Source organism: Leptothoe spongobia TAU-MAC 1115, assembly GCF_018739885.1.
Classification (GTDB): domain Bacteria; phylum Cyanobacteriota; class Cyanobacteriia; order Phormidesmidales; family Phormidesmidaceae; genus Leptothoe; species Leptothoe spongobia.
The window spans coordinates 25,252-39,865 of sequence record NZ_JADOES010000026.1; the positions used below are offsets into that span (position 1 = coordinate 25,252).

Genomic DNA, 14,614 nt, shown 5'->3' on the forward strand with positions numbered 1-14,614 from the left:
AATTCCAAAATCGGCAGATGTGTTTAAGAAGGTTCTCGCTGTTATCACAGCCAATCCTCAGCAGTCCTGATAGTTCCTATCTTACGATCAATGCTGAACATATGCGGACGAAGAAATATTGCTTAATTTAGTTTGTGACTAAATATTTCATATAGGCGGATCGTCATTTTTTTTAACCTACATGTCTGAACTCAAGTCACCTAATGCCCTGGGTTTCGAAATGCTATATCAAAGTTGTCAGCATAAAGTGACTATGTAAGGAAGCTAGCTACTTATGTCTGATTGATTGATCAGCATAGCTCTCAAAACCACTGATTTTATTGAGTCTCAGCCCCTATAAAAATCTAAACCTGCTGATCAAATTGCCCCTTGACTCAGTCAGATGTTGTAGCTAATCTAAGCCTTAGGCTGTTCACGGCCTTACTACAGAGCCCATAATTTAGCGCCATCGGCAGGTGCAGCAACACCACGCCGATGACATACGCCCTCCAAGCTGAACCAGCAGCCTGGGAACGCAGGTTTAATGTACCTGATGCCACCCCGGATTGCACCTATGCAGGGGGTGGCTATCTTATGGCTCTGGTTTCCTTCTCGTCGTTTATCGGAGATCAGAGTCCATGTTTATTGAAACTGACCAGGGCGCAGATGCGCCTACAGACCAGCTTGTCAGCGTAACGTTGCCAGAGCACGAGTATGAAGACGTGCGGGTCCTGCTGCTCGGTAGCCTGACATCGGTGCAAAATACCATCGCCCTGTTGTTTAAACTCAACTACGCAGAGCCCAACGATTGGAGCCGTCCTTTGGCCACAGGTCGGCCTAATGAGGTGATGGCTATCCTGACGAAGCGGGTCAGGGTGGATTAGGGTAAAAAATAAGGCCATGTTTGTCCCATGGCCTTGAGCTTGGTTAAAGCCAATTTCCAAAACACGGAGAGTGCTCGCTAGCATTTTAGACACCAGAGCTTCCATTGAGTTGAGAGTAATTGAACCTTGAATGACGGGACCAAAACCCGTCATTCAAGGTTCGAATCCTACTACCCCAGTTATTTCCAGAAAATCGTTAGACTGACTGGCCTAAAGGCTAGCCTATTTTTTGGGGTCTTTGACGATGAAATTAGCCAATGGATTTGATGCAGAAAAGCTCGCTATTACAATAGCTAAACTTTACTTTTTTTGAGCTTAAAGGTTGTCCAAGTAGGGCAATCGCAGTGAATGCCTTGATAATAGAAGCTTTGTGAGGAGGTCAACCATTACCCAAGCTCACTAATAGGTTGAGTCGTTGTTGATGCATCTGAATTTCTGAAACAAGCTGTTTCAGAAATTCCTTGGGGCTACAATATCTTGATAATGCAGAGAACTATCGGTCCAGATGCCGAAAAGGGGTTCAATGAGTTGACTGGCAATATTAGGGACCGCTAGCAATATGCCTACTGCCCATAGGACAGGTTTAAATCATGGCGAATAAGGGGCCAAGCGGGGTCTAGTACGCCCCCACTAGCTCATCCAATAGTTCAATGATCAGGAAGATGAGGGTAATCCCCGTCATCGTTCCTATGGTTTTCTCGTCAATGGTTTTGTCAATCGTCGCACCCATGGTAAATTCTCCTGTTTTTCCAGTGCATGTAGCGGCTGGAGCAGGAGGGGGAATCCACGAGATAAACCGACGTCTCACCATGGGTGAGACGTCGGGTGGAACTGGAGGTGGTTAGGATTGGGATTTAGAAAGTTACCAGGGTGGGAATTTCATTGTTAGTTTTGGTAATAGCTGTTTCCTAGCATATTCGTAATTCACTAAATCTTCAGGTCGATAATCCCTACTAGGACAGTAGCTCTTGACTGTTATATTTTTGGTTTGCTTATGTTGAGGGCGATCGCTTAGATGGAAAAGAGTGGGTAAAATCTCTCATCAATTTTTGAAATCTACTAGTCTGCGATCTCATCTTTTTTATAATTAAGTCAATAGACATCTCCAGAGCTGAAAAGCTTTGGTAGACAATGGGTACAGCTATCAAGATGATAACTGCCAAAATGGGATAAACAACGGAATCTCAAGCTTTGAGCTGTATTGTTGTTAGTTTAGAGGAGATTTTGTAGCCACTGAATGTCCTCCTTATCACGTTTTTCAAACTTGGTTTAGATGCCCTAATTTATAGCGTCCTAAACGTAGTCTAACCAGGCCACAGACGACCAAGATAGCGGTGTCATAATATCTAGCATCAAGGCGAAATCGTTCTTGAGCAATCCGCCAAATTTTGATCACCCGAATCAGGTGTTCGATGTAAATCTGACCTTGAGAAAATTCCTTATTAGCCTGTTTCTACTCGGCACTGAGGTCTTTCTTGCGAGGCTTTTTGAGTGGGGTGCGTGTGCGCTCAACCCCCTGATAACCCTTATCACCCCCATACGTTTGCTCGTCGCTCAAGTTGGCCTGCTGTTCACGCAGTAAACTTTGATCACTGCGTGGTCCCGGTTCTCCCACCAACACATCCACAATGTCATGACCGGTGTTCAAGCCAATCAGTTGGTTTTTGAACGTATGTTGCTTCTTCTTTCCCGAATAATGAGCTTTCTGAACCTCATTATCCCCAGGACGTTCACGGGGTTGCTCAGTACTATCGACGAATAGCTCTTGCTCTGCCAGAACAGCCTGAAGTAAGGCTAATTTCTCGGGATTGTCAGCCACTTCTTCGAGCCAACTCGATGGCAGATGTTGACGTAATCTATCGACCCAATCGTGATAGATGTCATGAGCCGTGCTTTCACAAACACCATAGTGTAACCCCAGCATCTCAAAGGTGGGATGCTGTCTGAGATACAAAAGACATAGGCTGATTTCCTCCGCATCGCTCAGTTTGGGAGGGCAACCTCCACCAGGGGCATTGATACGGACTTTGGTTTGAGATGCCTGGGATTTTTGGCTCGCTTGGTGCTTTACCAATACCCCAATCAAGTGACTGAATTCCTGATAGCCAATCCCAAACATACGCTGACAACGTTCAGGATTTTGATTGATATAATCGTAGGGATTTTTCATTTGGTCGGTAATGCTCTACTTTTAGAGTTTTACCACCTTTTTTTATCCGAATTTATATTTTGGAGATGTCTAATGGTTTTGAAGATGTTGTTGTGAGATTGCACTGCTCTGAGTCTAGTAGATTGGGCAATGCTCACCAAAACTTATGCTATAAGCAAACCCCTTATTTTTTATATGTTTAGCTATTTTCAGAAACTCTTCTGGCTCAATATCTTTCCTCTCAGGAAAATAGTCTGTTTAGGGTGATCGATGCAAGCGTGAGAACCTATAGGATAAGGATAGGGCGATGATTGATTAAGGACTAAATAGGAAAGTTACAAAAGTGTCAGTAGGTAGTGCTGCAGATTTTGATGAGCATGGGTTTTGAGCGATAGCGACAGTGTCGGTGGGCTGTACCCACCCCGCGCGCGCATCGATAATGAATGAGATGGAGTAGGTACCTTAAATTGCGTATACTCCCTTTCCAGTCCAATACTGCATAGAGGATGGCTGCCGCAAATTAGCCAATCCAGGCGCAAAAACATCCTCAATCATTAGGTAGGATGAGAGTAAGCCCTGTTGGAGTGGATTTTGGTAATCTAATCTACGAGAACAGAAATCAGGCTATCCAGTTAACTCACAACGCCAGGTAGTGATTGGCAAAAATCTATTGTTTGATTACGAACGCCGGAAATTCCAAGAGATACTGTGGGCGTAATGAAAAGAGAAAGTGTTAAAGCTATCAAATATCCAGCAATAAAGCCATTAACTTGACTTACTAAAATATCTCTCCCAGATATCTTCCCGCCAGAAATATAAGTGCATATCACTAACTTTTTCAAGTTTAGTACTGAACCTAATATGCCTCCAGAAACAACTTTTACTTTAAGAGAGTATGGTGGAAGAGAAGCATGTCCTGTTGGATCAATAAAATTGACAGGATTATTGCCTGTATATAAATAGTCTTGTAGTGTGATTGGTTGATCGTCAAAACCTTCGAATGGGTCTCTTGAATCAAAACTTCCAGTCGCTGGGTCATAATATCTTGCTCTGAGATAGTATTCTGCAAGTTCTGGATCAAGTTGTTCTCCTGCAAAGAGATAATTGTTAGAGGTATCACCAGTTTGATTTAGCGCCTGTCCATAGGCATCATAGAGGTATTGATCGGTTAATAACCCATTCACATCTGTCAGTATCCGAGTACTGCCTAAACCATCTACTTGATAGAAGAATTGATCGTTGCCTTGCTCCTGAGAAATCAAATCCAGTCCATGTACATAGGACGCTAGGTTTTCTCCACTGGCACGGTATTCTTCAATGACCTGGGCATATTCCTGCTGAGTCTTATCCAATAAGAAACGGGTTTCTTCACCATTAACCGTCATCACCACCCGCAGTCCTTCATGGTCATACTGATATTCAATGCGACCAGTTTCTCCATTTTCATTAATGTCTACGGCAATGAGTTCTCCTTCTGCATTCCATTGATAAGTAGCGATGTTTTCCTCATTTTTTAGAGTCGTAATCAAGTTACCGTTGTCGTCATAGCGATACTCGGTCACCAGACCGTTTAAGGTTTCGGTGCGTAGACGATCATTATCATCATAGGTGTAGGTCGTGGTGCCTTCTACAGAGTCTTTCTTCTCTAACCGATTACCAACATCATCAAACACATATTCCGTGCTGCGATTTCCATGCTCTGGATCTGTAATCGTTTCTTTTTTAAGACGATAGAGTTCGTCATAATCATAGTCAACAACTCGACCTGAATGCTCCTCAACTTTAGTGCGATTCCCGACTGGGTCAAGCGTATATCTATAGCTAGACAGGACTTCGTCGTTGTTGCGATTTTCTAGAAACTCCAGACGATTAAGGGGATCATACTCACGGGTTTCAATTACGCTGTTGAGGAATACGGTTTGTTTTAAGTTGCTGACCGCATCGTAGATGTAGGTGGTAACGCCTTCGTCTGGATCGGTGACAGTTTCTAACCGGTTGAGTGAGTCGTAGGTATAGACGATAGTGCCAGATGGTGTAGTGAGCGATGTTACATTGCCAGCATCGTCATAGGTGTAAGAAATAACCCGACCATCTGGTTCCGTTCGACTTATTAACCGATCTCGTTCATCATAGAAGTAGAGAGTCACTCCTCGGCCATCGGTCACGGTTTCAAGCTGACCGGTTGGTGTGTAAGTGTACAGCTCATCTACCTCATCAGGAAGACGTTTTGCCACTAAACGGTTCCGCTCATCATATTCATAGGTGATGACATCACCGTTAAAGTCTATTGTTCGAAAAATATTTCCTGCAAGGTCATACTCGGTTGTAGAGGTTTGTCCTAAGGGTAAGGTCATGCCTTTACGCTGTCCGACCTTGTCGTAGTTAAAGATTGTCTTATGCTCGTTTGCATCAATCTGTTCAAAGATATTCCCTAGGAGATCACGCTTGTATACAGTAATGTGGCCAAGGGCATCCTCTACCTCGATTAGACGACCAAAGGGATCATAGTCAAAGGTTGTTATGTTACCTGCCTGGTCGGTTTCAGTTTCTAAATAGCCGAGGGCATTGTAGGTCAAAGTTTCCTTTGAACCATCGGCAAACTGGGTTTCTTCCAGCTGTCCTAAGTTGTCGTAGTCAAATAATGTGATTCGGCCTAATGCATCTGTAATTGTTTCTTGGTTCCCGGCATCGTCATAGGTAAACGTGATGATATGCCCCAACGCATCTTTCTGCTCAATCAGACGACTTGCCTTGTCATAGTCAAATTCAGTTCGGTTGCCCAACTCATCAATTTCAGCCTTGACTAAACCATTATCAAAATACTCCGTCCGAGTGCGAGGATTATCGTCTAAGGTATCAGGTGTTTCGTCAGGATAGATGGTTTGTACAACGCGCCCCAGCTCATCGTAGATAAAGTATGTTGTGCGTCCTGCTTCATCGGTGGTGGAAATGAGTCGGTCTAAGGCGTCATAATCATTGATGACACTAGGATTATCCGATAGGTCCTCCGGCGTACTGTCAGGATAAATAGTCTCAACCAGCAGACCTCGGTTGTTATATCGGTATTCGGTTTCTCGACCCAGGGCGTCAATGGTCGTCATCCTGTCACCTAAGCCGTTATAAATCGTAGTTTCAACCCCACCTTCAGGGTCAGTCACCGATTTGACCCGCCCTTCATCGTCCACATCGTAGGTGTAGGTGTAACCCAATGGGTTCCTAAAGGTTTTCAGGTTTCCGTTGGCATCGTAGGTAAAGGTACTAACACCCTCAGTTGGATCAACGATCCGTTCAAGATTTCCATAGCGGTCATAGTCAAATGTAGTCTCATTCTTTAACGGATCGATCAGCTTACGCAGTAAGCCAAAGTCGTCATAGTCATAGATGGTGATATGCCCTTCAGCATCTTCACGCTCGGTTAGATTGCCTTTATCGTCATACTTAAATGTGGTCGTGTTACCCAATGGATCGGTTTCTGTTTTTATCCGATTATCTGCATAGTAGGTAAATGTGGTTGTTTTCTCTTCTCCGTTGGTTTCCGTCAGACGATTGCCTCGATCATCATAGGTATATGTGGTGGTATAACCCTCCTGATCGGTTTCACTTTCCAGATTGTTATCGTCATAGTAGGTGCGAATAATCTCTCCACCTCGGGCATCAATTTCACGAACCACATTGCCCCTATCGTCAAAGACAAATGTGATGGGATTACCAAAGGGATCCGTTACCGTTTGGGTGGAGGCGGCTGAATCAAAATTCAGATCAAGAGCATTGCCCTCAGCATCAATAATGCGTTCAATTTGACCCTGGTCATCATACTCAGTGCGAATCGTGGCATCCCCTAAGGGGTTAATGATGCCCGTCAGGTAGTGAGCACGGTCAGGATCGTCATATATAAATTCTGTCTCGTGTTCAGTGCGATCCTCTACAGCGATTAAATCTCCCTTGTTATCATAGGTGTACTCAATGACATTACCTTCTGGGTCAATAATCTGTTCAATTCGTCCTTGATCGTCCCGTTCGAACTGAATTGATTGCCCAGTTGAGCTGGTAATGCCATCTTCGGTGTAGGTGAGGACATTACCGTTGCGGTCAGTAATCGTTTGTAGCCCTGCATCCTCGTCATAACGATACTTGGTACCGTCTTTGGTAGTCAGAATATATTCCGAGGGATTGTAGTTGAAATTAATGGGAAATAGGCCAACGGTAGCGTCAGAACGGATGGTCAGCGGGATATTATCCACCACTTCTAACGTCTCTTCAACGCCAGGATCCGGCGTAAAGTGAGGGCGGAAATTAGCGCCCAGGAAGCTGACAGGGTTAGGCTGTGGATCAAAGGTAAAGCCGATACGCTTACCCTCTGGACTAGTTAACGTCACCCGAGAGCCCACCTTAAAGGGAGTGGCTGAGAAGAAACCACCGGTATCAGGAACTGACTCTCGAATTTGGGCATCCTGGATATCCAGATTCCAGCCATAACCAAAGTCATCACTATGCTGAGTATTAAAGCTGCTGTAGGTCCGGCTTACGGTAATGGGAATCCCAGCTAGCGGAATCGATAAGTCCGTAAAGGTTTGAGTGAATTCTCCAGGCTTATTTTCACTAAAGACGGCCAGCACAACACCTTGGGTGTTGATATTGCCTCCCACATCCTTGGCTACCACTCGGAAAAAGTAGTCATCATTCGCAATGAGCCTCGGATCTATTGTGGCGAATACGCCATCTTCAAGATTGCTATCTCCTTCAGCTAAGAGGATATAGTCAGGGTCATTGGCGGCAGGTTGACTTAAGTTAACCAAACTAGCGGGGGCATATTCGACTCGATAGGACACTAAGTTTTCATCCCTAACCGTTCCAATCAGGTCCGTTACTTCATCGATCACCGGATCTAACAACAAGACAGGCAAATCGGAGTCAGGTGGTACTGTTTCTACTGGCACAAAATTGCCATCCGGTGTAATTAAACGTTTTGGCCTCAATGCTTCAAGCGCTTCTTCATTGAAGGCAACAAACGGTGCTTCATCGTCGGTGGGATCTATAACTCGAATAGCGAGAGTTTTAGTATCTATGTTGCCAGAGGTATCAGTAGCTGTCGCAACAACATCAAAGAGGCCCGATTGATCAAGTGTGACTGATGTGCTGTTAATCAGACCATTTGTTGCAATATCTGGATCAAGTGCTAAGGCATTACTATCAATGGAAAGATCAAGGTCCGCTAGACCAACATTGTCAAAGCCTCGTATTTGCAGATCAAGGGTATCTCCTACATTAAATACAGTACCCGTAAAGCCAAGATCCACCTGAGGTGCTTCTGTATCGACAACGGCTTCTATAATTTCTAGCTCAAAGCTTTGGGTTATGATGACGCTATTTTCATCAATAACCTGAATTTCAATCAGGTACCTACCAACAGCGGTATTCTCCCAAGTAATGATCCCATTTTTATCAATGGTCATTCCGTCAGGTGCATTACTTAGAATATAGGTTAACGCATCACCATCTGTATTCCTGGCGATGACCTCGTAGCGATAAGGAACACCAGTAGTTGCTGTTGTACTTGGCTGGGAGATAATGTAAGAATTCGCCTCGTTTGAGGTAGCTCTGTTATTGCCAAAGTCAATATTTTCAATGACTTCACCTGCACCTAAATCCACTTCATAAAAATCTCTTCGCTTCAAGTTGACAGATTGAGAAATAGTAAATGCTGCCAGGAAGAGAGAGTCATCCTGCGAAAGATTCACTGTATCTAACTGAAGACTCGTATCACCATCTTCAATAAATGAGGTGATATCGTACAACTCATCATCACCAAAGTCGCGAGTTGCCAGGGGATTTGTAGGATTAGCATTAGAGTCGCCTATTCCTCCCAGAGTAATCAGTGCGCCCTCAGCTTTTACACCATCATCTTTGTCTCCAGCAGAGCTGGTTAGCCGTTCCCCATTAATATCAATCAGGCTATACTGTCCTCCTGCCAGATATCCTCCCTGTATTCCTAATGCCATTTCGACATTAAAATTATCCTCATTAACATTTAAGGGTGAATCAAATGTAAGAATGTTAGTGCTGGAATTGGTCAATCCTCCTTCCAGAAGAACTATTGTTTGTTCAGGTAAGTCAGGATGCGTATATATCACGCTAAGACTGGTGCCACTGATAAACGTTGGATTTCCTATTACAGTTTCATCAATTGAGAAATTAAAGATACCTCCCTCATTACCAGCCTTATTTGCCACAAGTGAGGTCACATCTGCTCGTCCTGTTTCGAAATCTAAAAGTCGCCCAGATGGATGATTGCTATCTTCAACATTATCTAACCAAGTTAGAGCAACAGAAATGCCATCAAAATCAATTGTTGTAGGTCGAAACGGCGTATCACTGATAACTTCTGATGGTGCATTAGATGGTGAAGTAGTCGTCGCAACGTGCAAAAATGCATGTTCAATTGTTCCGCCTTCAGGGATTAATGCCTGTAAACTGCCAGGACTATTTGTTCCCAAAGCATCTGTAGAAAGCCCTGCCTTACCAACGAATGTTGCTGCCACATTAGGATCAGGTTGAATTAGCTGTAATGAACCTCCTTCTGTAACACCTGTTGGGTTTTCAATAGAATGAATAGGCGCAGTCTGAACAAAACCATCTGGAATCACTTCTCGAACGATGTAGGTCCCCGGTAATAGATCAGTGAACGTATACTGTCCCGTCTCATCTACATCTTGTGTGTTAGGGTTATCTCCTGCTGTTATCTGGACGTGATCACCGCTATCAAGTAGGCCATTGTTATTCTCATCTAAATAAATAGAGACACCACCGATACCTAACTCGCCAGCATCTCTGAGCCCATTACCATTGGCATCTTCCCACTTTGTCCCACGAATAATTCCACCAGAGAAGTTTCCAAAATCGATATTTTCAACAACTTCACCCGTTTCGAGAGTTACGTAATGAAAATCAGGACTGATAATACTATTGGGTAAACCTTGAACATTGGCTAACTCGAAACCTGGTGAACCAGTTCCGTTATTCAAAGCAACAATCTTAACTGCACGAACAGGCTCAGTAAATTCAATGTCATTGAGGTCCAGTGCTGTCGTTGTCCCTCCATCTGCGACTCCCAACAAGGTGAAGTCAGTCAGATTAGAGCTTACAAACACATTAGCTTGTTCATCACGAGGGATAAATTCAGCGATAAAAATGTCATCCCCTGGGCCATCAATAATAACTTCATCGGTAAATCCAACCGTAATAGATGAGCCCTGTGGAAGCCTCAAAAAGTCCACTTGGTCCTCATCATTTCCAAGGACAACATCTGTGCTAACGGGGGACTCGGCTTGTACGGGAGTATTGAAGTCTGGGGCGATACCTCCTAAAGGACCAACCCCTACACTGTCAAAGTAGGCTAAAACAGTGTCAGCATAGCCATCTCCTGTGGCAGCATTTATACTCACTGGAAAAGTTTGTACAAACCCTTCTGGAACGACTTCTCGAACGACGTAGTTTCCTGGCAAAAGATTCGTAAAAGCATATTGTCCTGATTCGTCAATGTCAGGTGTAGAAGGATCATTTTCTGCTGTTATCTGAATCGGTTCATTAGGATCAAGAATTCCATTGTCATTAGCATCCAGATAAACACTCACTCCTGGTAGCCCAGGTTCCAATGAATTATCAGGACCTCCAATGAGACCAGCAAATGCATCTAACAGCTCGTCAGTTGACTCAAAATTACTACCATCAGGATCTATTGCTTGAATAATGCCTAATGCGGCATCATTCCCAACACCAAAAGCCGTGAGATTGACATCCTTGGCCAGCAGCCGATCAACCTCATCCAAAATAGTGCCTCCTCTATTTTGGTCACCATCGGTTAAGAAAATTACATTACCATCACCATCTTGTGTGCCAATAGTATCGAAGGTTGTTTCAACTTGTTGTAAAGCAGCTTCCGGGTTCGTTCCAGTCGCATTTCCTACGCCGAATGCTCCAGAACGAATGGATTTGAGAATATCTTCTATGTCGGAAATGCCATTGCCATCAATATCGGCATTAGAGGTAGTTGTTAACTGAAGACCCTCCTCAATCAGGTTCATGTCTGCATTAGCAGCAAAACCACTAAATACAACAATCGAAATATCAACCTGCTCACCCAGTCCTAGCGAAGTTAGCTGTTCATTGAGCGTGATAAACCCTGCGATTTCCGCATCTAATCGGGTATCGGCTAGACCATCTCCATTGACATCGCCCAGAGGTGAGCCATCAAAGGCAAAATCAGCACTGCCAGAAACATCAATAACGAATACCACATCCGGATCACGACCCTGAACTAATTCAGTATCTCGAAAACCATTCGCATTCAAGTCATTCCATTTAATCCCACGAATTTCTCCAGTGACAGCACTGATGACCGGATCAACTACGGTGAAACTCTGAGTATCCTTTCCACCGCGATCATCCGTCACCTCAACCGTAAACACATAGTCTGGTCGCAATATTCCAGATGGAGTAAAGGTAAGTAACCCTGTCTCATCAATGTCTGCTTCCAGTGGCCCCTCAATAAGCGAATAGGTCAACTCATCCCCATCCGGGTCAGTCGCCTCCAACTGATAGGAATACGTAACCTGCTGGCCCGCATCAAATGTCGTCTCTGGCGTACTCGTAATCTCCGGTGCCCCATTGATGCCCTCACGGGTGAGCATTTCCTGAGTCCATCCCTGATTGCCCGCAGCATCAACCGTTCTCACTGAGAAGGGAACAGCTCCGGCTGCCGACATTGCAGCATTCGTGATAGTAAAGCTCCCCTCCTCATCGGCAACCACTGTCTGCTGAGCATTATCAAAAGTAATAGATAATCCTGGCTCCGTCTGACCTACCAGGGTTACAAGACGCTCTGTTGTAGTGCCATCGCCTACTATTCCGGTATCGCTTTCAGGAGCTAGTTCAAAACTAATCGGTGGTGGTGTCCGATCAAACGTAAACGTAACCACTGCCTGGTTAGACGTCAGATTCACATCATTTGTAGCCCGCAGCGTCACCGTATAGTCCCCATCCGGCATGGAACCACCAGTTAACCGCTCATACTGTTCAAGCGAAAGGGTAAAACTGTTATCTTCCCCATTAAGAGCGTCACTGATGTCAATAAAGTTGGTGTCATCTAAACTCCCCTCCAATACTGTAATGGGGCGCTCACTAACAACTTGTCCCGTAATTGTCGGATTAGAAGTCAATCCATCAGTGTCATCACTTCCCGTATCCTCTTCCAGTTGAGCCGTTATCTCAGGAGGACTATCATCAATGCTTCCCAAAAAGACAAGATCGTAAGTAAACTGAATCTCGTTGGGGTTTTTAAACCGAAGAGTGGCATTATCAGTTTCCTCTCCTGGTGCTAGAGCTATACCGTTGATTTCGGCAGAGAGATCATAATAGGGCAGCCCATTGAGGGTAAGTCCATCTGCCCCTAACACCGTCACCGTTGGGTCGCTGATGTTAGCAACTGCCATAATCAATGGCTTGTCAACCTCATACTGCCCCGTATTACTTACCGTAAAATCTGTAAATAAGGTCTCAGTCTCTTCATTAAATGACGTTAGACCATAGTCAACCGTAAGGCTAGTGGACACATCTTGAATCCCATCAAAGATCAACGATTCTGTCAGGTCCGCTGTTGGTTGTTGTGTAGATGTAAGGTTGTTTTCAGTTGACGGCAGCACATCAGCCGCTAAGGTTTGAATATTCCTGATGCGAGCCTGTGTAGTCGTGTCGTCATCATTGTTAACCAGTCGTAGGAGCAATGTGGCCTCAGTACCCGCCGCAATGCCTGCCAGGCTAACAGTGATGGTTTGTCCATCATGACTAACACCATTGGCCAGTTGGGGCGTTTCCCCTTCGGTCCAATTAAAAAATGCATCTCGACTATCAGTAATGGTATGAACTAGGGAATTCCCCTCGCTATCTACCAGGGCAGCCTCAAAGGCATCGTTAATGGCATCATTATCGGTTGTGTCGAAGGCGAGATCCGCCAGCGTAAACTGTAGTGTCGAAGGCTGATCTGAAATGGTGATTGATTGCCGATGGCTGACTTCGAAGTTATCACCCTCTGCTAGGATAATTTCACCTGCAACCTGTGGCGCTTTGAGTTCGTAGCTGAAAATGAGGTCGTTGTAGTCGCGATCGCCTACACCGGTCATATCCTCCCAAACCATTTCATTAGCGGCCTGGAAGTGCACATGGCTCAGTCCATCTGGATTCGCCCCTGGGTAGGAAAAGAACGCAACGGGACCTTTATCCAGCTGATTGTTAGGATTCTGGGCTAAAAATTCTGTGGTTGTCGCATCTTGGATTAGATACCATCCGAGGAACTTACCTGCCGGAATCTGATATTGACTAACCGCACCAGCATCTTGCCCTTTTGCAAACACCACCTGCCGGTTTGCTTGAGATAGTGCTGCTGCTGCATATCCCTGGGACCCAGGTTTAAGAGTGCCTATGCGTCCCCTAGCATCATCCACCAGGAAAAAGCCCATTTCATTACGAAACCGAGCAGAATGACTTAGCAGATCTACCGTTAGGGTCGCGGATTGACCAATATCTCCAGGAATTCCTATACCAGCTTCACTAACTAATAGGACAGCATCATTAAAATCGCGATCTCCACCGCCCCATAAATCTTCCCAAGCAAAGCTCTGGATGCCCTCTCCAAAAGATTGACTGCGCACATGATCAACCCCATCTGGGTTAACCCCATCTAATGAGAAAAAGGCTATAGGACCTTGATCCGCCTGATTTTTGGGATTACGGGCCAGCCAGTCTGCCGTACTACTGTCTTGGACCAGATAAAATGCAAGCCTATCTCCAGCCTGGAAATTCAGCTCCTTCCAGGCACCCGTTTGCTGTCCATGGGAAAATAGTATCTGCCGAGACCCACTGTTTAGGGCAGCTTGAGCAAAGCCAACCTCACCAGGGGCTAAGTCATTAACCTTGCCATTGGCATCAATGGCAAATACGCCCATCTCGTTATTGAGTTTAGCGTCTCGATAGGTCCACTGAAATCGTAGCGTTACCGTTTCGCCTACATCACCCGATACAACAAAGATATCGCCAATTTCATTCGTAGTATCGGCTAGCAAATTGCCATCGGCAATCCCTGTCAGTACGTCTTCTTCAGGACCATTAGACGTAGAAATAGTCTGTGGATTAATAGCATCAGTAGCCTCGGTCAACCGATTATCGCTGATTGCATCCGCGGATAACGGTAACGGCTCCAAGGTCGGCACATTCAGTAAGCCAGTATTACTATGTGCTGAAGTATTGAATTGCTCATTCTTTTGAGTAGTCCCTAGCAAACCAGGACTCTCTGACAACGGTAACAAACCCTCATCAGAGAAGGTCGCATCCAATTCATTCATATTGTCATCTACAGGGAGTTGGTCAAGCGTTGATGCTGCACCACTAGCCACGTAATTTCACGATTACGTCTAAGTAAATGATCGAAAACCAATTTGAATGATCCGGATAATCAGTGTTAAGAAAGAATGAGAAAGCCCTATAAGTCCTATACCTTTTTGGATAGGTCAACATTGTTCTGAGCAATGAGGTGATGGCGATTTTGACGAAG

The 14,614-nt window shown here is 44.9% G+C and carries 2 protein-coding genes and 1 pseudogene; 1 reads left to right on the plus strand and 2 read right to left on the minus strand.

The window, feature by feature from the left end; all coding sequences use genetic code 11:
* The first annotated feature begins 617 nt into the window (after positions 1–617).
* Positions 618–863 (plus strand): hypothetical protein, encoded by a 246-nt coding sequence (locus IXB50_RS13565; RefSeq protein ID WP_215609515.1) that lies wholly within the window; start codon positions 618–620, stop codon positions 861–863.
* Positions 864–2,121: 1,258 nt separating this feature from the next.
* Here the strand turns inward: IXB50_RS13565 and IXB50_RS13570 are convergent.
* Together IXB50_RS13570 and IXB50_RS13575 are read right to left on the minus strand one after the other, a co-directional pair.
* Positions 2,122–3,033, minus strand: a pseudogene (locus tag IXB50_RS13570) (transposase).
* A 611-nt stretch (positions 3,034–3,644) separates the two neighbouring features.
* On the minus strand, positions 3,645–14,456 hold the full coding sequence (locus tag IXB50_RS13575; RefSeq protein ID WP_215609516.1) for a DUF4114 domain-containing protein: 10,812 nt from the start codon (positions 14,454–14,456) through the stop codon (positions 3,645–3,647).
* Between the last annotated feature and the right edge of the window lie 158 nt (positions 14,457–14,614).